The 20,985-nt window shown below is 61.4% G+C and carries 23 protein-coding genes and 3 tRNA genes; 15 read left to right on the top strand and 11 right to left on the bottom strand.

Going from position 1 to position 20,985, the window contains the following annotated elements; all coding sequences use genetic code 11:
- Position 1 precedes the first annotated feature (1 nt).
- On the bottom strand, positions 2-877 hold the full coding sequence (locus ACEN8I_RS00530) for an NAD kinase (RefSeq protein WP_413325187.1): 876 nt from the start codon (positions 875-877) through the stop codon (positions 2-4).
- A 48-nt stretch (positions 878-925) separates the two neighbouring features.
- Here ACEN8I_RS00530 and hrcA point away from each other — a divergent pair, with 48 nt between their 5' ends.
- The 5 genes from hrcA (at position 926) to greB (ending at position 3,195) form a co-directional block, all read left to right on the top strand.
- Positions 926-1,945: a heat-inducible transcriptional repressor HrcA gene (hrcA, locus tag ACEN8I_RS00525; protein ID WP_413325185.1), complete on the top strand. Its 1,020-nt coding sequence runs from the start codon at positions 926-928 to the stop codon at positions 1,943-1,945.
- Between the two features lie 45 nt (positions 1,946-1,990).
- Positions 1,991-2,067 (top strand) — tRNA-Ile (locus tag ACEN8I_RS00520).
- Positions 2,068-2,094: 27 nt separating this feature from the next.
- Positions 2,095-2,171: transfer RNA gene (locus ACEN8I_RS00515), tRNA-Arg, on the top strand.
- A 158-nt stretch (positions 2,172-2,329) separates the two neighbouring features.
- Positions 2,330-2,581 carry a hypothetical protein gene (locus ACEN8I_RS00510; protein WP_413325183.1) on the top strand — a complete coding sequence of 84 codons (252 nt, stop codon included), beginning with the start codon at positions 2,330-2,332 and terminating at the stop codon, positions 2,579-2,581.
- 44 nt (positions 2,582-2,625) lie between these two features.
- On the top strand, positions 2,626-3,195 hold the full coding sequence (greB, locus tag ACEN8I_RS00505; protein ID WP_413325181.1) for a transcription elongation factor GreB: 570 nt from the start codon (positions 2,626-2,628) through the stop codon (positions 3,193-3,195).
- Positions 3,196-3,203: 8 nt separating this feature from the next.
- Here greB and ACEN8I_RS00500 read toward each other — a convergent pair whose 3' ends face one another.
- The 4 genes from ACEN8I_RS00500 to ACEN8I_RS00485 form a co-directional block, all read right to left on the bottom strand.
- The gene (locus tag ACEN8I_RS00500) at positions 3,204-5,450 is read right to left on the bottom strand and encodes a RelA/SpoT family protein (RefSeq protein ID WP_413325179.1); all 2,247 of its coding nucleotides are present in this window, start codon (positions 5,448-5,450) and stop codon (positions 3,204-3,206) included.
- A gap of 109 nt (positions 5,451-5,559) precedes the next feature.
- The gene (rpoZ, locus tag ACEN8I_RS00495) at positions 5,560-5,763 is read right to left on the bottom strand and encodes a DNA-directed RNA polymerase subunit omega (RefSeq protein ID WP_007874743.1); all 204 of its coding nucleotides are present in this window, start codon (positions 5,761-5,763) and stop codon (positions 5,560-5,562) included.
- Positions 5,764-5,804: 41 nt separating this feature from the next.
- Positions 5,805-6,425, bottom strand: a complete 621-nt coding sequence (gene gmk / locus ACEN8I_RS00490) for a guanylate kinase (protein ID WP_413325176.1) — start codon at positions 6,423-6,425, stop codon at positions 5,805-5,807.
- A gap of 47 nt (positions 6,426-6,472) precedes the next feature.
- Positions 6,473-7,390: a YicC/YloC family endoribonuclease gene (locus ACEN8I_RS00485; protein ID WP_413325174.1), complete on the bottom strand. Its 918-nt coding sequence runs from the start codon at positions 7,388-7,390 to the stop codon at positions 6,473-6,475.
- A 77-nt stretch (positions 7,391-7,467) separates the two neighbouring features.
- Between ACEN8I_RS00485 and ACEN8I_RS00480 the strand changes: the two genes are divergently transcribed.
- The 6 genes from ACEN8I_RS00480 (at position 7,468) to ACEN8I_RS00455 (ending at position 12,269) form a co-directional block, all read left to right on the top strand.
- The gene (locus tag ACEN8I_RS00480) at positions 7,468-8,475 is read left to right on the top strand and encodes a serine/threonine protein kinase (protein WP_007874747.1); all 1,008 of its coding nucleotides are present in this window, start codon (positions 7,468-7,470) and stop codon (positions 8,473-8,475) included.
- Positions 8,472-9,374: a PP2C family protein-serine/threonine phosphatase gene (locus ACEN8I_RS00475; protein ID WP_007874749.1), complete on the top strand. Its 903-nt coding sequence runs from the start codon at positions 8,472-8,474 to the stop codon at positions 9,372-9,374. Before ACEN8I_RS00480 ends, ACEN8I_RS00475 begins: the two co-directional genes overlap by 4 nt.
- A gap of 98 nt (positions 9,375-9,472) precedes the next feature.
- Positions 9,473-10,201 carry a ribonuclease PH gene (rph, locus tag ACEN8I_RS00470; RefSeq protein WP_413325171.1) on the top strand — a complete coding sequence of 243 codons (729 nt, stop codon included), beginning with the start codon at positions 9,473-9,475 and terminating at the stop codon, positions 10,199-10,201.
- 13 nt (positions 10,202-10,214) lie between these two features.
- Entirely contained in the window at positions 10,215-10,835 is a 621-nt protein-coding gene (gene rdgB / locus ACEN8I_RS00465) for an RdgB/HAM1 family non-canonical purine NTP pyrophosphatase (protein ID WP_413325168.1), read from the top strand.
- Positions 10,817-12,037, top strand: coding sequence for a radical SAM family heme chaperone HemW (hemW, locus tag ACEN8I_RS00460; protein ID WP_413325166.1), 1,221 nt, complete (start codon positions 10,817-10,819; stop codon positions 12,035-12,037). The genes rdgB and hemW overlap by 19 nt, the downstream gene beginning before the upstream one ends.
- Positions 12,038-12,056: 19 nt before the next feature.
- A complete protein-coding gene (locus ACEN8I_RS00455) occupies positions 12,057-12,269 on the top strand; it encodes a hypothetical protein (RefSeq protein ID WP_413325164.1) in 213 nt (70 codons plus the stop codon).
- Positions 12,270-12,296: 27 nt separating this feature from the next.
- Here the strand turns inward: ACEN8I_RS00455 and ACEN8I_RS00450 are convergent, their stop codons facing one another.
- Positions 12,297-12,608, bottom strand: coding sequence for an I78 family peptidase inhibitor (locus ACEN8I_RS00450; protein ID WP_413325162.1), 312 nt, complete (start codon positions 12,606-12,608; stop codon positions 12,297-12,299).
- A 439-nt stretch (positions 12,609-13,047) separates the two neighbouring features.
- On the opposite strand from ACEN8I_RS00450, the gene ACEN8I_RS00445 reads away from it, so the two are divergent.
- The 4 genes from ACEN8I_RS00445 to ACEN8I_RS00430 all read left to right on the top strand — a co-directional run bounded on the left by ACEN8I_RS00445 (position 13,048) and on the right by ACEN8I_RS00430 (position 16,766).
- Positions 13,048-14,550, top strand: coding sequence for an MBOAT family O-acyltransferase (locus tag ACEN8I_RS00445; protein ID WP_413325160.1), 1,503 nt, complete (start codon positions 13,048-13,050; stop codon positions 14,548-14,550).
- Between the two features lie 12 nt (positions 14,551-14,562).
- Complete coding sequence (locus tag ACEN8I_RS00440) at positions 14,563-15,729, top strand: alginate O-acetyltransferase AlgX-related protein (RefSeq protein ID WP_413325157.1); 1,167 nt, start codon at positions 14,563-14,565, stop codon at positions 15,727-15,729.
- Positions 15,730-15,928: 199 nt separating this feature from the next.
- A tRNA-Ser gene (locus ACEN8I_RS00435) sits at positions 15,929-16,018 on the top strand.
- A gap of 439 nt (positions 16,019-16,457) precedes the next feature.
- Positions 16,458-16,766, top strand: coding sequence for a hypothetical protein (locus ACEN8I_RS00430; RefSeq protein WP_413325155.1), 309 nt, complete (start codon positions 16,458-16,460; stop codon positions 16,764-16,766).
- Between the two features lie 57 nt (positions 16,767-16,823).
- Here the strand turns inward: ACEN8I_RS00430 and ureG are convergent, their stop codons facing one another.
- Genes ureG through ACEN8I_RS00405 form a run of 5 tightly spaced genes read right to left on the bottom strand, consistent with a single transcriptional unit; the run spans position 16,824 to position 20,976 of the window.
- A complete protein-coding gene (ureG, locus tag ACEN8I_RS00425) occupies positions 16,824-17,495 on the bottom strand; it encodes an urease accessory protein UreG (RefSeq protein WP_413325153.1) in 672 nt (223 codons plus the stop codon).
- A gap of 40 nt (positions 17,496-17,535) precedes the next feature.
- Positions 17,536-18,252 carry an urease accessory protein UreF gene (locus tag ACEN8I_RS00420; protein ID WP_413325151.1) on the bottom strand — a complete coding sequence of 239 codons (717 nt, stop codon included), beginning with the start codon at positions 18,250-18,252 and terminating at the stop codon, positions 17,536-17,538.
- 7 nt (positions 18,253-18,259) lie between these two features.
- Positions 18,260-18,919, bottom strand: a complete 660-nt coding sequence (gene ureE / locus ACEN8I_RS00415) for an urease accessory protein UreE (RefSeq protein WP_413325148.1) — start codon at positions 18,917-18,919, stop codon at positions 18,260-18,262.
- A gap of 33 nt (positions 18,920-18,952) precedes the next feature.
- A complete protein-coding gene (gene ureC, locus ACEN8I_RS00410) occupies positions 18,953-20,671 on the bottom strand; it encodes an urease subunit alpha (RefSeq protein ID WP_413325146.1) in 1,719 nt (572 codons plus the stop codon).
- The gene (locus ACEN8I_RS00405) at positions 20,671-20,976 is read right to left on the bottom strand and encodes an urease subunit beta (RefSeq protein WP_074576680.1); all 306 of its coding nucleotides are present in this window, start codon (positions 20,974-20,976) and stop codon (positions 20,671-20,673) included. Before ACEN8I_RS00405 ends, ureC begins: the two co-directional genes overlap by 1 nt.
- Between the last annotated feature and the right edge of the window lie 9 nt (positions 20,977-20,985).

Genomic DNA, 20,985 nt, shown 5'->3' with positions numbered 1-20,985 from the left:
TTCAGGCCCCGCCTTCATTCCAGTGGAGTTTTTTGCGCAGGGTGTCAAAGTAGCTCCAGCCCTTGGGATGCAGAAAACGCATCTGGTGCTCCGAACGCCTGACGGTGATGCGGTCGCCGTGCAGCAGGCTGGCCAGCGACTGCATGTCGAAGTTCGCGCTGGCGTCGCGGCCGGCGACGATTTCAATCGTGATCTCCCCCGAGTCGGACAGCACGATGGGCCGGTTCGACAGGGTGTGCGGCGCAATCGGCGCCAGCACCCAGCCGGCAATCGAGGGGTGCAGCAGCGGGCCGCCGGCGGACAGCGCATAAGCTGTGGAGCCGGTGGGCGAGGCGATGATCAGGCCGTCGGCGCGCTGGTTGGCCACGAAGCGGCCGTCGACCTCCACGCGAAGTTCCACCATGCCGGCGGTCGCACCGCGGTTGACCACCACGTCGTTCATGGCGGTGGCGCTGAAGACGCAGCGGCCGTCGCGCACCACCTTGGCCTGCATCATCCAGCGGCGGTCTTCCTCGTACTCGCCGCGCAGCATGGGAATCAGCGTGTTCTGGTAGCCCTCGAAGGCGATGTCCGTGATGAAGCCGAGCCGGCCCTGGTTGATGCCCACCAGCGGGATGCCGAACTGCGCCAGCAGCCGGCCTATGCCTAGCATGGTGCCGTCGCCGCCGACCACCAGGGCCAGGTCGCACTGGGCGCCTATGCCGGCCGCGTCCAGCGTCGGGAATTGCGTGAGGCCGGTGTTGCTGGCGGTGTCCTGCTCTATCGCCACCTCGCAGCCCTGGGTGCCCAGGAATTGCGCGATATCCTCCAGCGCCGACCGGGAACCTTGCGCGTGGTACTTGCCGATCAGGGCGACATGGCGGAATTGCGACTTCATCGGCAAATTACATCACAACATCCGGCCCAGGCTTCGTAGAATGTCGGCATGCTTGATGATCGTGCGCGGTTGCTTCTCAAGGCGCTGGTGGAGCGCTACATTGCCGACGGGCAACCGGTCGGTTCACGCACGCTGTCCAAGGCCTCGGGCCTGGAGCTCTCCCCCGCGACCATACGCAATGTGATGAGCGACCTCGAGGAGCTCGGCCTGATCGTCAGCCCGCACACCTCGGCTGGCCGTATTCCCACGGCGCGCGGCTACCGCCTCTTTGTCGACACCATGCTGACCACGCAGCGCGAACCGTTCGCCGCCGCCGGCCAGATAGGCGCTCCCCGGCTGGCGCCCGACCAGCCGCAAAAGGTGCTCAGCAACGCGGCACACATGCTTTCCAGCCTTTCGCAGTTCGTCGGCGTGGTCATGGCGCCGCGCCGGACCTCGGTGTTCCGCCATATCGAATTTTTGCGCCTGTCGGAAAAACGCTTCCTCGTGATCATCGTCTCGCCCGACGGCGACGTGCAGAACCGGGTTATCTTCACCGAGGCCGACTACACCCAGTCGCAGCTCGTGGAGGCCGCCAATTTCCTCAATTCGCACTACGCCGGCATGGCCATCGAGGAAGTGCGCGAGCGCCTGAAAAACGAGGTCGAGGCGCTGCGCGGCGAGATCGCCACCCTGATGCAGGCCGCGGTCAAGGTCAGCTCCGAGGCCATCGAATCGCGCGACGAGGTCGTGATCTCCGGCGAACGCAACCTGCTGGCCGTCAGCGATTTCTCCGGCGACATGGGCAACCTGCGCAAGCTGTTCGACCTCTTCGAGCAAAAAGCGCAGCTGATGCGCCTGCTCGACGTGTCCAGCCGCGCTGAAGGCGTTCGCATCTACATCGGCGGCGAAAGCCAGGTCATTCCCTACCAGGAGCTGTCGGTGGTGACCGCGCCCTATGAGGTCGACGGCCAGGTCGTGGGCACGCTGGGTGTCATAGGTCCCATGCGCATGCCCTACGAAAAAATGATCCAGATTGTCGACATCACCTCCAAACTGGTCAGTACCGCGCTCAGCCACAGCAAGTAGGCCCGAGAACAGGCCTCAGACGCCCTTACAATCTCCCTCTTGTGTGGGGCGTTAGCTCAGTTGGTTAGAGCAGAGGACTCATAATCCTTTGGTCGAGTGTTCAAGTCACTCACGCCCTACCATTTAAATAAGCTATAATTTGAGGCTTAGCGGCTGTAGCTCAGTTGGATAGAGTACTTGGCTACGAACCAAGGGGTCGTGGGTTCAATTCCTGCCAGCCGCACCACTTTCATTAGTGATTTCAATAGCTTAGAGGCTCACCCCTCTAGGCTATTTTTCTTTCTGCCTGGGTTTTAGTGGTTTTCCTGGGGCCTCGCGGCTCCGGATGGGCTGTACGGCCGGCGGGTGCTCCGCTATTCTGGAAGCTCATTCCGGAGGAGAGACATGGAAGCACTGAAGGTTGAGGATCACGGCGAGTGGCTCAGTTTTGGGATCTCGCATGCGGGCCAGGCGATTCCCGTGAAGATTTCACGCGAGGTGATGCAGGAATTTTTCGGCGCTGCGCCGGGGGACTCCCTGAAAAAAGCCTATGAGCTGGATGCCGAGATGATCCACGCCCGGGCCGCCGACCTGGTCGTGGCGGGCACGAACTACACGCCTGACAATCCCCTGGTCCTGAGGATGGAAGATTTTTAGGGGCATTCGCGGCTGGCGGCCATGAATGCTAAGGTGGCCGGAGCATGAACAAAGCCTTTACCAAAGAAACCGACGAGTCCGAGGACGACGAACCCGCACTCGCGCCCCTGCCCGGCGGGGGCAAAAACTACATCACGCCGCAGGGCTACGAGCGCCTGCGCGGCGAGCTGCTGGACCTGATAGACAATGAGCGGCCCAAGATGGTCGAGGTCGTTCACTGGGCCGCCAGCAACGGCGACCGGTCGGAGAACGGCGACTACCACTACGGCAAAAAGCGCCTGCGCGAAATCGACAGGCGCATCCGCTTCCTGACAAAAAGGCTGGAAATCGCGGAAGTCAGCAATCCCTCCATCCACCACGGCAGCGACCAGGCTTTTTTCGGCGCCACCGTAACCTATGCGGATGACGAGGGCGTCGAACGCGTCGTGACCATACTCGGGATCGACGAGGCCAACAGCGCCCTGGGGCAGATCAGCTGGATATCGCCCGTGGCCAGGGCGCTGCTCAAGGCGCGCGTGGGCGATGAGGTCAGCCTCGTGACGCCACAAGGCGTGCAGACGCTAGAGGTGCTCAAGGTGGACTATCCGGCGCCCGATGAGCGGACAGCCGGCTAGAGAGCGGACTATCCGGTCGATTTCGCCCGCTGAACCCTGAGAACCGAAGGCGTGCGCTTGACGCTGCGCAGGGCCGAGGCCAGGTGGACGCGGTCGCGCACGGCGACACCAAAGCGCAGGTCGGTCGCGTCGTGTGAAGGTTCCTGCTCCATGTCGACGTGGGTGATGTCGGCTTCGGCGCTGGCCAGCGCGGCCGCTACCCTGGCCAGCACGCCCTTGCCGTTGGACACCGTGACCAGCAGGTTGGTCTCAAAAGTGCGCACCGGTTCGTCCGACCAGTCGACCGCAATGAAGCGCTCGCTGTCGCGGTGCTGCAGGCGTTTGGCGACGGCGCAGTCGTCGGTGTGTATCACCAAGCCCTCGCCGCGGCCCAGGTAGCCGACGATGCCGTCGCCCGGGATGGGCCGGCAGCAGGGCGCGAACTGCACGGAGGCGCCTTCGCTGCCGTCTATCACCAGGCCGCCTTGCGAGACCGACTCGTGGGCCGTGTAGCGTTCGCGGCTCATCAAGAGCGCGTTCGGTTTTTCGCCGGTCTCGGCCAGCAGGGTCACGATGCGCTTGGCGACCATGCTGGCGATCCGTTTGCCCAGGCCGATGTCGGTCAGCAGGTCGGCGCGCGAGCGGTTGCCGGTAAAACGCAGGATTTTTTCCCAGGTCGCGTGGTGGGCCTCGTCGTCCTCGGGCAGGCGCTCGCGCTCTATGCCCTCGGCGCGCAGCGCCTGGGCCAGCATCTTTTCACCCAGGTCCTGCGATTCCGACAGCGCCATGGTCTTGAGGTGGTGGCGAATCTTGGAGCGCGCCTTGCCCGTGCGCACAAAGCCCAGCCAGCCCGGATTCGGGCTGGAGACGGAAGCCGTGATGATCTCGATCACGTCGCCGTTGTGCAGTTCGGAGCGTAGCGGCACCTGCTCGCCGTTGACCTTGGCGGCCACGGCCCGGTGGCCCACGTCGCTGTGGATGGCGTAGGCGAAGTCGACGATGGTCGCGCCGCGCGGCATGGCCATGATCTGGCTTTTCGGCGTGAACACATACACCGCCTCGGGGAACAGGTCGATCTTGACGTGGTCCCAGAACTCGGCGGCATCGCGCGTTTCCTGCTGGATATCAAGCAACGACTGCAGCCACTGCGTGCCCAGGCGCTGCGAAGCGTCGCTGTCCGGGTCGGTGGCCTTGTAAAGCCAGTGGGCCGCCACGCCGGACTCGGCCACCACGTGCATGGCCTCGGTGCGCATCTGGAACTCGATGTTGGTGCCGAAGGGGCCGACCAGCGTGGTGTGCAGCGACTGGTAGCCGTTGATCTTGGGAATCGCGATGTAGTCCTTGAACTTGCCGGGCAGCGGCTTGTAGAGCTGGTGCAGCACGCCCATGGCCGTGTAGCAGGCGGTCAGGTCCTTCACGATCACCCGAAAGCCGTAGAGGTCGGTGACCTGGGCGAAGGACAGGTGTTTCTCGTCCATCTTGCGGTAGATGGAATACAGCGTCTTTTCGCGCCCCGAGATGACCACGGGCACCTGTGCATTGGCAAAGGCCGATTCAACCTCGCTCTGCACCCGCTTGATCACGTCGCGGCGGCGGCCACGCGCCTTTTGCAGCGCCTTGGTCAGGGTAGCGTAGCGCCAGGGGTGCAGGTGCTGGAAGGAGAGATCCTGCAGTTCGCGGTAGGTGGTGTTCAGGCCCAGGCGGTGGGCGATGGGTGCGTAGATGTCCAGGGTTTCGCGCGAGATGCGTGTCCACTTGGCGCGCGGAACGTCGCCCAGTGTGCGCATGTTGTGGGTGCGGTCGGCCAGCTTGATCAGGATGACCCGCACATCGCGCGCCATGGCCAGCAGCATCTTGCGAAAGGACTCGGCCTGGTTTTCCTCGCGAGTGTTGAATTCCAGCTTTTCGAGCTTGGTCAGCCCGTCCACCAGCTCTGCCACCGGGGCGCCGAAGCGGTCTATCAACTCGGGTTTGGTGACGCCGCAGTCTTCAATCGCATCGTGCAGCAGGGCCGCCATCAGGGCCTGCGCATCGAGCTTCCATTCGGCGCACTGCTGCGCCACGGCAATCGGGTGGGTGATGTAGGGTTCGCCGCTGTTGCGCAGCTGGCCCAGGTGGGCCTCGTCGGCAAAACGGTAGGCGCGGCGGACATTGTCGATGTCGGCGGCGCTCATGTAGTCCAACCTGGCCGTGAGCGCGGCAAAACTCGCGGCCGCGGCATTGGCGGCGGCCGGGGTCGATTTGCTGGCAACAACAGGCGAAAGCATGGCGCTCATGCCTTAAATGTATCGCGGCATGAATAAAACGTAAAAAAAATGGCCTTTAGCCATCCGAAAATGAAAAAAGCACCGATATTCGGTGCTTTTTGCGAAGCTGAACGGTGTCTCAGGTGGGGACTTTTTTCAGCATTTCCAGGCCGATCTTGCCTTCGGCGATTTCGCGCAGGGCGGTCACGCCGGGCTTGTTCTTGCTTTCGATCTTGGGCGCATGGCCCTGGCTGAGCATGCGCGCGCGATAGGTGGCGGCCAGCACCAACTGGAAGCGGTTCGGGATTTTCTCGAGGCAATCTTCGACGGTAATGCGGGCCATGGTGATCTCCGGTGTGATCGATAAGGGAAAAAGCGCTGAAATCAGGGAATTTGAAGGGCCTGGAAGGTCTCGGCACGGGCACGCCGCTGGGCCGAAAACTTGAGCCGCTGGGCATGCACAATGGTTTTCAGGTCGAAAACCGCCCGCTCAAACAACTCGTTGATTATAACGAAGTCGAACTCCCGGGCCTGGGCCATCTCAAGGGCCGCATTTTTGAGCCGCAACTCGATGACCTCGGGGCTGTCCTCGCCGCGCCGTTGCAGGCGGGAGCGCAGTTCTTCCCAGCTGGGCGGCAGGATGAAGATCAGCACCGCATTGGAAAAAATCCGCTTGATGTTGATGGCGCCCTGGAAGTCGATTTCCAGGATCACATCGGCGCCGTGGGCCACCCGCTCCTCAATGTTCTGGCGCGAGGTGCCGTAGCGGTGGCCGTGCACATGGGCCCATTCCAGGAAGGCGTCGCGCGCCACCATGCCGTCGAATTCCTCGGGTGACAGGAAAAAGTACTCCCTGCCGTGCTTTTCCTGGCCGCGCGGGGGGCGGGTGGTGTGCGACACCGAAGGCTGGATGCCTGAATCCAGCTCCATCAAGGCCTTGACCAGGCTGGATTTGCCCGCCCCGCTGGGGGCGGCCACGACAAATAGGTTTCCGGGATAGTCCATGCGTTCGAGGCGGTGTGCGTTTATGTATATGAGAGGGTGGCCGGGGGCTATTCGATGTTCTGGACCTGCTCGCGGATCTGCTCGATCAGTACCTTCATGTCCACCGAGATGCGGGTCAGCTCCAGGGACGCGGATTTGGAACCCAGTGTATTGGCTTCGCGGTGCAGTTCCTGGATCAGGAAATCCAGGCGCTTGCCGAGTTCCCCGCCGCTGGCCAGCAGGCGGTCGATTTCGTCGAGGTGCGACGACAGCCGGGTGATTTCTTCGGCCACGTCTATGCGTATGGCGAAGGCCGTGGCCTCGGTCAGGGCCCGGTCCTGGGCGATTTCCGGCAGCGTGCTGCCGTCGGACAGGGCCATGGCCTCTTTCCAGCGCTCCAGGAAGCGGTTTTTCTGCTGCTCCACCAGCTTTGGCACCATGGGCACCGCCAGCGCGGCCAGGGCGCGCAGCTGCGCCGTGCGGTCCAGCAGCATCTCGGCCAGGCGGGCGCCCTCGCGTTCACGGGCCGCCATCAGCTCTTTCAGGGCTTTTTTGGCCAGCTTGAGCAGCTCTTCGCTGTAGTCGTGTGGTTTTTTGTCTTCATTCGTCGCAATTCTGAGAATATCTGCGACGCTCAGCGTCCCGGCCTGCGGCAGCCAGGATTTGATGCTGTCCTCCAACGAGCCCAGGCGCTGCAAGGTGGCCGAGGAGGGCGCGCGCAGGGTGCCCGACGAGGCGCTTTCCAGCGAAACCCGCACTTCGACCTTGCCGCGCTTGAGTTTGCCGGTCAGCAGTTCGCGCAGCGTCGGTTCGGCCTGCCGCAGCTCGTCGGGCAGGCGGAAAGCCAGGTCCAGGAAGCGGCTGTTGACGGAGCGTATTTCGACGCCCAGGCGGGAGCTGGCGTCCGGGCCCGATTCAGTTTCCGGGGCGGATTGCGGCATGCTTGATTGCACGGTCGCATAACCCGTCATGCTGTAAACTGACATTTTTAGATACGCTTTACTAGACTAGAGAGAGAAACAAGACCCAGGTTGACATTGTCACGTCTGGGCAGCCCCAAATTATGTCAAAGGTCAAGCCTGCACCATTGCCGCCCGACACCGTGATTGGTGGCTATCGTGTTGTGCGAAAGCTTTCGGCCGGGGGCTTCGGGGTAGTTTACTTGGCCGTCGACAACGAGGGCCAGCAGGTCGCCATCAAGGAATACCTGCCGTCCTCCCTGGCCAGCCGCTCGCCGGGCGAACTGCTTCCCCAGGTCCAGCCCGAAAAACTCTCGCTGTACCGGCTGGGGCTCAAGAGCTTCTTCGAGGAAGGCCGCTCCCTCGCCCAGATTTCGCACGGCTCCGTGGTCAGCGTGCTGAACTTCTTTCGCGAGAACGAAACCGTCTACATGGTGATGAACTACCTGGAGGGCGGCACCCTGCAGGACTTCATCATCACGGCCCGCGAACTCAAAAAGCAGAAGGTCTTCCGCGAATCGACCATACGCTCGCTGTTCGATGAGATCCTGCGCGGCCTGCGCATCGTGCACCAGCACAAGATGCTGCACCTGGACATCAAGCCCGCCAACATCTTCATCACCGACGACAACCGCGCCGTGATGATCGATTTCGGCGCCGCCCGCGAGGTGCTGAGCAAGGAAGGCAACTTCATCCGCCCCATGTACACGCCTGGTTTCGCCGCGCCCGAGATGTACCGCCGCGACTCCTCCATGGGCCCCTGGACCGATATTTACGCGATTGGCGCCTGCATTTACGCCACCATGCAGGGCTATCCGCCCAACGACGCGCCCCAGCGCCTCGAAAAAGACCGTCTGTCGCTTGCCCTGTCGCGGCTGCGCGGCGTCTATTCCGATAACCTGATCGAAGTTGTAGAGTGGTGCATGTCCCTCGATCCGCTGTCACGGCCCCAGTCGGTCTTCGCCCTGCAAAAAGAACTGAGCCGGGAAGGCGAGCGCCGCTACACCAAGCTCACCGTCAGCGAAAAGGTTCGCCTGCAGTTTGACAACATGGTGTCCGACACCAAAAAATCCGCGCGCAAGGCCACCGGCTACGCGACCAAATTCAAATGAAATTCTCAGTCTTTCAGGTCAGCCGCAAAGGCGGGCGCGAGAAGAACGAAGATCGCATGGGCTATTGCTACACGCGCGAATCGGGTCTTTTCGTGCTGGCCGACGGCATGGGCGGCCATCCTGAAGGCGAAGTGGCGGCCCAGCTCGCCCTGCAGACCATCTCGGCGCTCTACCAGAAGGAAGCACGCCCCGTCATTGAGGACACCACAGAATTCCTCTCTACCGCCCTGATGGCGGCGCACCACCAGATCATCCGCTACGCCAGCGAAAAAGGCATGCTGGACACCCCGCGTACCACGCTGGTGGCCGCCATCCTGCAGGGCACGGGCGCCACCTGGGTGCACTGCGGCGATTCGCGCCTTTACGTCGTGCGCGATGGCGAACTGCTCACGCGCACCCGTGACCACTCCTACCTTGAGCAGCAAAGCGCCGGCGTCATCAAGCTCGAGCGCATCAATCGCAACATCCTCTTCACCTGCCTGGGCTCGCCGACCAAGCCCGTCTTCGACGTCGCCGGCCCCGTCACCCTGCAGCAAGGCGACAAGCTGCTGCTGTGCTCCGACGGCCTCTGGGGCAGCCTCAGCGACGCCGAGATCGTGCGCCAGCTGGCCAGCAAGGGTGTGTCCGACGCGGTGCCTGACCTGGTCGAGAACGCCCTGCGCACCGGCGGCGAGCATAGCGATAACGTCACCGTGCTGGCCATGGAGTGGGAAACCCCGGACGCCTTCGAATCCACCCGCGGCGTGTCCACCGACAGCATCATGGACGGCGTCTTCGCCTCCACCATCCAGGCCGGCGTACTCGACTCGGTGGTCGACGACCTCGACGAGGCCACCATAGAGCGCTCGATCGCCGAGATCAACGAAGCCATACGCCGCTCGGCCGCCAGAAAAGCCTGATACCGGCGGCCTTTTGCAGGCGCCGGCTGGCCGTCCCGCTTTTCCCCACTTTTTTCACTTCGCTGATCCCCCGGCGTTTTTGCCAGAAAGCCATTCCCATGAGCCAGTTTGAACGAAGCGGCGCGCGCGCCGCCGATGCCCTGCGCAGCGTGCGCATCACTCGCCACTACACCGCTTATGCCGAAGGCTCGGTGCTGATCGAGTTCGGCGGCACCAAGGTGCTGTGCACCGCCTCCGTCGAGGAAAAAGTCCCCGGCCACAAAAAAGGCAGCGGCGAAGGTTGGGTCACTGCCGAATACGGCATGCTGCCCCGCGCCACCCACACCCGCAGCGACCGCGAAGCCGCCCGCGGCAAACAAAGCGGCCGCACCCAGGAAATCCAGCGCCTGATAGGTCGTTCCATGCGTTCGGTGTTTGACTTGAAGAAACTCGGCGAGCGCACCATCCACCTGGACTGCGACGTCATCCAGGCCGACGGCGGCACCCGCACCGCCAGCATCACCGGCGCCTTTGTCGCCGCGCAGGACGCGGTCAACACCCTGATCGCCGGCGGCAAGCTCACGCAAAGCCCCATCATCGACCACGTCGCCGCCATCTCGGTCGGCATCGTGCAGGGCACACCGCTGCTGGACCTCGAATACACCGAGGACTCCGCTTGTGACACCGACATGAACGTCGTCATGACCGGCGCCGGCAATTACGTCGAAGTGCAGGGCACGGCCGAAGGCGCGGCCTTCTCGCGCAAGGAAATGGACGCGCTGCTGGTGCTCGCCGAAAAAGGCATCACCGAGCTGGTGAGCCTGCAAAAGCAGGCACTGGCCGGTTGACCGCCCGCCGTCCATGAAAAAAATCGTACTGGCCTCCAACAACCCCGGCAAGCTCGCCGAGCTCAAGGCCATGTTCGCGCCCCTGGGGTTGGAACTCGTGAGCCAGGCCGAGCTGGGTCTGCCCGAAGCCGAAGAGCCTTTCCGAACCTTTGTCGAGAATGCCCTCGCCAAGGCCCGCCAGGCTTCCCGGCTTAGCGGCCTGCCCGCGCTGGCCGACGATGCGGGCCTGTGCGTCGACGCCTTCGGCGGCCTGCCTGGCGTCGACACCGCGTTTTACGCTACCCGCTTCGGCTACACCAAGGGCGACGACAACAACGTCAAGGCCTTGCTTGAGCAGATGGCCCACCTGACGGATCCCACCGAGCGCCGCGCCGCGCTGGTCAGCACCTTGGTGGCCGTGCGATCCGACAAGGACCCCGAGCCCTTGATCGCCTCCGGCCGCGTGGCGGGCCAGATTGCACCGGCGCCCGTCGGCGACAACGGCTTTGGCTTCGATCCGGTGATGTACATCCCCGAGTTCGGCAAAACCTTCGCGCAGCTGCCCGTTGAGGTCAAGAACGCCAACAGCCACCGCGGCAAGGCCGCGCGCCGCATGATCGAGCTGATGCGCGAACAATGGCTGCCCGCAGCCTGACACCCGCCATGGCCGCGCAGCAAGACATCCAGCACTACATGCGCAGCGGCACGCTGCAGCTGGCTGCGTTGCCGCCGCTGTCGCTCTATGTGCACCTGCCCTGGTGCATACGCAAGTGCCCCTATTGCGACTTCAATTCGCACGAAGCTGTCGGCGAAATGCCTGAGCAGCGCTACATAGATGCGGTTATCGCTGACCTCGAGGCCGCGCTGCCCCTGGTCTGGGGCCGCACCGTGCACAGCATCTTCATAGGCGGCGGAACGCCCAGCCTGTTTTCGCCACAGGCCATAGACCGCCTGCTGGGCGACATACGCGCGCGCTTGCGGCTTGAAGCAGATTGCGAGATCACGCTCGAAGCCAATCCCGGCACCTTTGAGAAAGACCGCTTCAAGGCCTTTCGCGCGGCGGGCGTCACCCGCCTGTCCGTCGGCGTGCAAAGCTTTGACGACCAGCACCTCAAGGCCCTGGGCCGCGTGCACGACCGCACCCAGGCCATCGTCGCGGTCGAGGAAGCCGCGCAGGCCTTTGACACCTTCAACCTCGACATCATGTATGCGCTGCCCGGCCAGACCATGGAAAGCCTGGAGCGCGATATGCGCCAGGCCCTGGCCCTGCAGCCGCCGCACATCTCCATCTACCACCTCACGATAGAGCCCAACACCTACTTCGCGAAATTCCCGCCCGTGGTGCCCGAGGAAGACACGGCCTACGCCATGCTCGACAAAATCACCGAGCTGACCGAGGCCGCCGGCTTGCGGCGCTATGAAGTGTCGGCCTATGCCAAAGCCGGCCACCAGTGCTTTCACAACCTCAACTACTGGCAGTTCGGCGATTACTTGGGGCTTGGCGCGGGCGCCCACAGCAAGCTTAGTTTTGCCCACCGCGTGGTGCGCCAGGTGCGCTATCGCGAACCCAGGCTTTACATGGAAAAATCCCTGGCCGGCGAAGCCGTCACGCAAGAGACCGAAGTCAGCCGCGCCGACCTGCCTTTTGAATTCATGCTCAACGCCCTGCGCCTGCGCGAGGGCTTCAAGCTGCAGGACTTCACCGAAAAAACCGGCCTGCCCATCACCGCCATCCAGCAGGGCCTCGAAGAAGCCGAGCGTAAAGGGTTGATCGAGCGCGACTTCGCGCGCGTCAAGCCCACTGAGCGCGGTTTTGATTTTTTGAACGATTTGCAGTCACTGTTCCTGGCCGGCTGAGCAGCGCGGCCCTTTACGCATGGAAACTCCCGCCCTTATTTTTCTGGTTGTCAGCTGCGCCATCAGTTTCGGCCTGGGCCGGCTCTTTGTGCATTTCCGCGACAAGAAGCGCAAGAAAGCGGCCGAGGAGCGCGAGGCCCTGGCGTTGCGCAACCGCCCGCCCGAACCCGAATCCCTCAACAAGGCCAAACGCAAACGGCAGCTTCAGCAAGCCGCCAAAGGCAAGCGCTGATTCAGCGTATTGATCGCGCAGGGCTCATCAACCGCAGCTGACTCGTGTCACCCGGCCCGCGTCATCGACCGTGAGGTTGAGCCGCTCGGCATTGAACTCCATGGTCACGACCTGGTTGGGCCTGAGCACCCGCACCGCCTTCGCGCCGGCGCGCGTGCGCGCCTCATTTTCAAGCGCGGCATCCGCATTGCGGCCCACGGAGAACTGGGCTGGGGCGGCGTTGCAGCGGCTTGAGACGGGGGCGGGTTCGGGTGCCTGGCTGGTCGCGGGAGTGCTGCTGCAGGCGGAGATCAGCAGGAAAGCAATGGCGGTAAAGGATGCTGGTAACGACAAATGCATGGTGGGTCCTTTCGGGAGGTGACTGGCAAGATTCAGCGCTGCACAATGGCTTGTCGTCGTAACGTCCGCTAGTCGAAATATATCGCCCGGCGGCGCCCCGTCAAGATGAGAAACGCCGCTAATTGCTGCAGGTGCAGGCCCTGCAAGCCCGCTGCGGATACGATCTGTAAAGCATGCAGGTTTCGATGAATGGATCTTTGTGTTTGACATTCTCCAAATACCGCGCATCGCGCTTGCCAAATCAACAAGTCATGCGCAGCAGCAGCCATAATTCGGGCTGGTTCAGGCGAATATGAAATGTTCCAAACCCATTGCCCGCATGCGCAACGCGCCATGCCGAACTACAAACCCGCAAGCGGAATTGCTCCTTCGTCTTCACGTCGTTCTTCCCTGTGCTCGACAGTCCTGTCTCGCTCGCGTCTAGCTGGCAGCACCAAATATGATTTTTAATTCCTGGCAGTTCATCCTGGTATTCCTGCCGGTCTCGTTTTTTGTCTATTTTTGGCTCAATCACCGCCGCCTTATTACCGCGGGAAAAGCCTGGCTGGTGGCCGCCAGCCTTTTTTTCTATGCCTATTGGGATATCAAGTACCTGCCGCTAATTTTGGGATCAATTTTCCTGAATTTCGTTATCGGGTCATGGTTGGCCCGGACGTACGAGAAATCTCTTCAGGGGGTGGGGAAGCCTCAACCTGGTTTTGACCGGCGCCGTGTTCTCGTTTTGGGTATCGCGGCCAATCTGCTCGCGCTTGGGTATTACAAATACACGGACTTCCTGCTCAGCAACGTCAATGCCGTCCTTTTTGGAACGGGCTACTACTTCCCGGATACTGTCTTGCCACTGGCAATCAGTTTCTTTACTTTTACCCAGATCATCTATCTGGTGGATAGTTATCGGGGGGAGACAGCCGAGTACGGCTTGCTGAACTACTCGCTATTTGTGACTTTTTTCCCGCATCTCATAGCGGGGCCGATTGTTCATCATCGCCAGATCATGCCGCAGTTCTCCTCGCGCTGGACAATGATGCGGCGATACTCAAATATCCTGAAGGGCCTGTTTATTTTTTCCATCGGGATGTTCAAGAAAGTTGTCATCGCCGACAGTTTTGCGATCTGGGCGACGGCCGGGTTCGATGGTGGAAGGGATCTTGGATTCTTTGATGCGTGGAAAACAAGCCTGTCGTACACATTTCAGCTTTACTTCGATTTCAGCGGCTATTGCGACATGGCGATGGGGGCTTCTTTGCTCTTCAATATCCAGCTCCCCATCAACTTCAATTCCCCCTATAAGGCCCTGGACATTCAGGACTTCTGGCGCCGCTGGCACATCACTCTGAGCAGCTTCCTGCGCGATTATCTTTACATCCCTCTAGGCGGAAATCGGCATGCGGGACATCGCACCTACCTGAATCTTTTCATTACTTTTTTGCTGGGCGGCTTGTGGCACGGCGCGACCTGGATGTTCGTGATTTGGGGTGCCGTGCATGGTTGCGCCGTTGTCATCAACCGACTCTGGAAAACACTCAATCGTCCGATGCCTCCGTTGCTGGCGTGGATTGTGACCTTTGCTTTTGTAAATGTCGCATGGGTATTCTTCCGCGCAAAGACACTGGGCGATGCCATGCGTGTATTGAGTGGAATGGTTGATTTTGGTTCGATTTTCGCCCACCCGACAGCTTTGACTTTCACGTCCAATCTTGCTTGGGCAGGCGTACACCCCGATACGTCGTGGAAGATTTTCCTCGCAAGTTTTCTTTGGCAGATCCCACCTTATGTGGCAATTGTGGCGGCCTTCGTAATAATTGCGCAACGAAATTCGATGGAGATCATAAGCAGCCCTGTCGGAACCGTGAAGTTGATCCACGCGGCTGCCCTGCTCTCGGTTGGGATGTACTTCACCTTGGCAACAACCAGTTCTGTGTTTCTCTATTTCAATTTTTAATTCGACCCAATTGTGAAAAATCGAGTATTGGTTTTTCTGTCTTTTTTCGTTAGCTTGTTGATTATTCCTGTGATCAACATTCTCTCCGTGCCTGATTTAGCGAGCTTGAAATGGTCGAAGGCTTTTTTCTACAACATGGATTTTGCCGTGAACCGGATTTCCAGATTGCTTTATCCGTACGGCATCAGCGTGAGTCCGAAACAAGTGATCATCGGCCGCGATGGTTGGCTTTACCTGGGTGATAAAGAGGGGCAAACATTAACTGTGGACCGAAGTCCCCCAACAGAGGCTGACCGCGCCTTAGGGGAAAAAATTGGAAGCGCTGCGCAAGCGTGGGACGCGTATCTTTCAGGCAAAGGCGTCAAGCTATTCAGGATCATGGTAGGGCCGAACAAGGGTTCCATATACCCTGATCAGTTGCCCGTTTGGGCGAGGCCGCCGTCGCCCAACGTTGCGGACACCTTGTTTGCCGGAACGGGAGAACTCCGTTATATCGATCTCAGAAAGCCTTTGCTGGTCGCTAAGGCCCTTCAGTTGGAAGCGCTTTACTACAAGGCGGATACTCACTGGAATCGCCTGGGCGCGGGAATTGCGTTTCGCGCATTTGGTCGGCAGGTTGCCGAGGCTGCTCCAGAGTTAAGGTGGCCACCAGAGACTGCCTATGAAATCATTCGTGTCGAGCCGAGAGCGGGCGGTGACTTGGCAAATTTCCTGCGAATCCGTGATCTCCCGGATGTTGAGCCGGTTGTCCGCGTGTCGGACCTGTCGGTCCAGACCACGCAATTCTATTTACATACCAAAACTTCTATTCGCCCTGGCGGTAACCCCGTGGTGGGGGCACTCGCAGAACCAATTTTGGTTACATCGGAAGGCGCTCTCAATTATAAAAAAGTCCTCTGGCTGAGGGATTCATTTGGGATTGCAATGTCCCCCTTCATGGCGGCAACGTTCAGCGATGTTCTGCAAATTAGTTGGCACGACGTGAAGACGCCTGAAAAATTTGCCCAGTTGATTGATGAATTCAAGCCAGAGTACGTCTTTGTTACTGTGGTTGAGCGCGATTCCCGCGAAAAATTTTTTATCACGCTTCCTCCTGCGATCTCCGTTCCGGAGGCCAAAGAAGGCGGACCGGCAACCGGCACAGGGGGCGATTCCGGAAGAATCAACCTACCTAAATAAACGGCATTGAGCACTCGGTTGCTGGTATGTCTGAGGTTGCCGCTATTTTTAGCCGGCCGTGCGTGACGTTGAGCAAGGCACCCTTGAGTGCACCGAACAGGCATCGTTTGGATTGCTGCTGCGGCACCCCGTCGGAGCATCGTTTTAGCTTGCTGCGATTCTTCGGCGTCCTAAACGATGCGGTTAAACTACCCGACTCGGAAGCGTGGCAGAGCGGTTGAATGCAGCAGTCTTGAAAACTGCCGAGGATGCAAGTCCTCCGTGAGTTCGAATCTCACCGCTTCCGCCACTTTCAAGTAAGTGGCACAGGCTTTAACGCCCCCCCAATCGCTCGCTCCGCTCCAGCCCCGCGTGGCTGAAACCGCCCCCGGTGCGCAGACATTCCCTCATTCGGTAGCAAGGCTCGCAGCCCGCGCGGCGCCTGCCTTTGCCTGGTCGTGGCGGCTTGAAGGACATTTCGAGGCGCTTTCGCCCTCATTTGCGTGGTTTTTTTGCAGGACTGCGCCCAACGGACGATTTGCAACCAAAAAGCCTCACCAAACCCCGCTCTAGCCGGGCAAAGTACGCCTTATGTTTCCAATGCAACAAGCAGACCCGAAAAAACGGAATTATTTCCCGGAACTATTCCCGCCCAATTCTGAAAACCTTTTTCAGGACGGTGACGGGAAGCGTGGGCGAGGCCATCATAGAAACATTCCGTTACAGCGTAGAAGGACGCCTTAAATCCTATGACAGTTCCTGCTTTCCATCCCGAAGTCGCCGAGAAGGTGGCAACCGCTTTTGTCAAGGCAACCGGAGCCCGCTGGTCATTCCCGCGGGTCGATATGCAGGACAAGGGCACTTTTATGTTGATCAGCGTCGATGCGGTATCGCCGGAGGTCCGGGAGGTGGCACCCCCGGTCAAAGAATCGATCACGCTGGCGCTCAACGAGGTCATTCCCTCTCATCCGTCGCAAAAATTCGGCAACTGGATGGTGGTGTTTTTCCACGAAGGCAAGATGTACGAAACCGTGCATCCCAGTGAATTTCACACCTGAATTCGCTGGAGCGACCCTTCAAGCCGCCCGGCAGCACCGCGACGGCCGCCCCCCGCTTCAAGCGGTTTCGGGCTGGCTTTGCGGCAACATTCCCCGGGTTTCAATGAAGCTGACCACCTCGGCCAGGCCGGCTTGGGTTTTGAGGTTTGTCATTACAAATGGTTTCAAACCCTTGGCCGTGGTACGCATGCGGATGGTGTCTTTTTTCATGACCTCGAGGTCTGCACCCACATAGGGCGCTAGGTCGGTCTTGTTGATCACAAACAAGTCGCTTTTTGTGATACCAGGGCCGCCCTTGCGCGGAATCTTCTCGCCGGCCGCCACATCGATCACATAAATCGTCAAATCGCTCAATTCGGGGCTGAAGGTGGCGGCCAGGTTGTCGCCGCCGGATTCAACGAACACGACGTCGGCATCGGGAAAATCCACCAGCATGCGGTCTATGGCCTCCAGGTTGATGGAGGCGTCCTCTCGGATCGCGGTATGCGGGCAGCCGCCGGTTTCCACGCCCATGATGCGTTCGGCCGCCAGCGCGCCGCTTACGGTCAGCAGGCGCTGGTCTTCCTTGGTGTAGATGTCGTTGGTGATCGCAACCAGGTCGTATTTGGCCTTCATGGCCTTGCACAGCATCTCCAGCAGCGTGGTTTTGCCGGAACCCACCGGGCCGCCTATGCCCACGCGCAGGGGCGGAAGTTTTTTGCTGCGGTTGGCGATGTGGTGCAAGCTCATGGGAATACCTTGAAAAAGAAGATGGGCACTGTCAATCGGCTCAGGAGCGGAACAGCCTCGAATACTGGGTTTCGTGCCGGGCCGACAAAATCGCCAGCATGGGGGAAAAAGCCTGGCGCTCGCCGTCCGGCAGATGCAGCGCCTCTTCCACGGCGGGCGGTATGTCCCGGCTCAACCGGGCCAGTATGCGCTGGCCGGCGCTCTGGCCCAGGGGCACGGACTTGATCGCGGCTTGCATCATGTTCTCGGCCCAGCCAAAGGCATAGGCCAGCAGGCAGTCGCGTACGCCGGCGGCGGTCTGCGAGGCCGCCAGCGCAAAGGCCACCGGGTAGGTGGGCTGCAGCGCTGCGCAGGCGTCTATGTGCGCGGCGCTGGCGCCTTCGTGGTTGCGCAGCCATTCGAGCAGCGAGCGGCCCATTTGTTCGGTTTGGGCGCGCAGTTCGCTGGTTTCGCGGGTTTGCAGCACCCAGGCATTCAGGCTGGCTATGCGCGCCAGCTTGCCTTCGCGCCAGGCTGGAATGGCCTGGGCGATCACCGCCAGGTCGCCGCGGGCCAGCGCCAGCTGGAGCTGGTCGCTGAGCCAGCTTGCGGCCTGGCTTTCCGTCGTGACCTCGCCGCATTCGACAGCAGCTTCCAGGCCTTCCGAATAGGAAAAACCGCCTACCGGCAGGGCGGGCGAGGCCAGCCAGATCAGCTGGAGCAGGCTGGACGCCGCAAGCTGTTCTACCGGGGCTGCGGGCGTTGTGGGCGCGTCCACGGCGGGCCTAGTGGCTGTGAGGCTTGTGCTTGTGGACCTGGACGACCAAGGGCTTGGCTTCATGCGCGTGGTCGTGGCCATGGTCGTCATGGCCATGGTTGCAGTCTGGCCCGTGCACATGCGGTACCGGCGCTGCTGTTACGGCAACAGGCGCATGGCTGTGTCCATGTCCATCGTGGTCATGGCCATGGTCGTGAGCATGCCCATGGCCACCCGAGCTGTAGGCGCCACCTTCGGGTTCAAACGCTTCTTCGGCCTCATTCACGATCAGGTGCATGGCGCGCAGCATGTCGGCCAGCACATGGTCGGGTTCTATCTTGAGGTGGTCGGGCTTGAGCTCAATCGGCACATGGCGGTTGCCCAGGTGGTAGGCCGCGCGCGTCAGGTCAAAAGGCGATCCATGCGAGGTGCAGGCCGTGATGCGCAGCACTGGCTGCGGCGCGGCGATCACCCTGACCATGGAGCCGTCTTCGACCAGCAGCACGTCGCCGCCACGCACCAGCGTGCCGCGCGGCAGGAACACACCCAGCTGGCGGCCCTGCGAGTCGGTCGCGTCAAAGCGGCTTTTCTGGCGTACGTCCCAGTCGAGCTCGACGGTGGCGGCACGCTTGATGAGGACGGGGGCCAGGCCCGCGCCCTGGGAAATGACTTTGGACACCTGAAGCATGAGGCCTTAAAAAAACAAAACCTGGAACAAGGCTTAAAAAAGAAAATAACGCTGCGTCATCGGCAGGCTGGTAGCCGGCTCGCAGCCCAGCAGCTGGCCGTCGGCGCGCACCAAATAGGTCTGGGCATCGACTTCCATCCTGGGCAGGTAGGCATTGTGGACCATGTGCTGCTTGCGCACACCGCGTATGTTTTTCACAGCGCTCAGGGTCTTGGCCAGGCCGAAGCGCTCCTTGACGCCGGCATTCAGGCCGGCCTGCGAGACAAAGGTCAGCGAGCCCCTGGCGATGGCGCCGCCGAAGCCGCCGAACTGGGGGCGGTAGTGCACGGGCTGCGGCGTGGGGATGGAGGCGTTCGGGTCGCCCATGGCCGCCATGGCGATAAAGCCGCCCTTGAGGATGACCGAGGGCTTGATGCCGAAAAAGGCCGGTTTCCAGACCACCAGGTCGGCCCACTTGCCGGGCTCGACCGAGCCGACCTCGTGCGAGATGCCGTGGGCAATCGCCGGGTTGATGGTGTATTTGCTGATGTAGCGCTTGGCGCGGAAGTTGTCGTGGCGCTCGGTGTCGCCGGGCAGTTTGCCGCGCTGCAGCTTCATCTTGTGCGCGGTCTGCCAGGTGCGGATGATGACCTCGCCGACACGGCCCATGGCCTGGCTGTCACTGCTCATCATGCTGATCGCGCCCAGGTCGTGCAACACGTCCTCGGCGGCGATGGTTTCCTTGCGGATGCGGCTCTCGGCAAAAGCCAGGTCTTCGGCGATGCCGGCGTCCAGGTGGTGGCACACCATCAGCATGTCGACGTGCTCGTCGAGTGTGTTGACGGTGTAGGGCATGGTCGGGTTGGTGGAGGAGGGCAGGAAGTTCTCCTCGCCCACCACGCGCAGGATGTCCGGCGCATGGCCGCCGCCCGCGCCTTCCGTGTGGAAGGCGCAGAGGCTGCGGCCCTTGGTCGCGGCAATCGTGTTCTCGACAAAGCCCGACTCATTGAGCGTGTCGCTGTGGATGGCGACCTGCGTGTCAGTGGCTTCGGCCACGTCCAGGCAGTTGCTGATGGCGGCCGGCGTGGTGCCCCAGTCTTCGTGCAGCTTCAGGCCTATGACGCCGGCGTTGATCTGCTCGTGCAGCGCGGCGGGCAGGCTGGCATTGCCCTTGCCGAGGAAACCCAGGTTCATGGGAAAGGCGTCAGCCGCCTGCAGCATGCGTTCGATGTTCCAGGGGCCTGGCGTGCAGGTGGTGGCGAAGGTGCCGGTGGCCGGGCCCGTGCCGCCGCCCAGCATGGTGGTGATGCCCGAGGTCAGCGCTTCCTCGATTTGCTGCGGGCAGATGAAGTGGATGTGCGAATCGATGCCGCCGGCGGTGACTATCATGCCTTCGCAACTGATGATCTCGGTGCCTGGGCCTATGATCATGTCGACACCGGGCTGGGTGTCGGGGTTGCCGGCCTTGCCGATGGCCGCGATGCGCCCGCCCTTGAGGCCTATGTCGGCCTTGACGATGCCCCAGTGGTCGATGATGAGCGCATTCGTCATCACGCAGTCCATGGCGCCTTCGGCCCGCGTCTTTTGCGACTGGGCCATGCCGTCGCGTATCGTCTTGCCGCCGCCGAACTTGACTTCCTCGCCGTAGCTGCCGGCGCGCAAGGTGTAGTCGGCCTCGACCTCGACCACCAGCTCGGTGTCGGCCAGGCGCAGGCGGTCACCGACCGTGGGGCCGAACATTTCCGCGTAGGCGCGGCGTCCTATGGTTGCCATCAGAGTTTTCCTTGGATCAGGCCGCGAAAGCCATAGACGTTTCGTTCGCCCGCGAAGTCCACGAGCTCCACCGTGCGCTGCTGGCCCGGTTCAAAACGCACGGCCGTGCCCGAGGCGATGTTGAGCCGCATGCCGCGCGCCGCGTCGCGGTCAAAGCCGAGCGCGCCGTTGGTCTCGGCGAAGTGGTAGTGCGAGCCCACTTGAATAGGGCGGTCTGCCGTGTTTTGCACCACGACAGTCAGCGTGCGCCGGCCCGCGTTGAGCACGTGGTCGGGCCCGTCGGTAATGAGTTCTCCCGGAATCATGGTGCCTCC

This window comes from Polaromonas sp. CT11-55 (genome assembly GCF_047303325.1).
GTDB lineage: Bacteria > Pseudomonadota > Gammaproteobacteria > Burkholderiales > Burkholderiaceae_C > Polaromonas.
The sequence above is the reverse complement of the archived record's forward strand: the minus strand, read 5'-3'. Positions and strand labels throughout refer to the sequence as shown.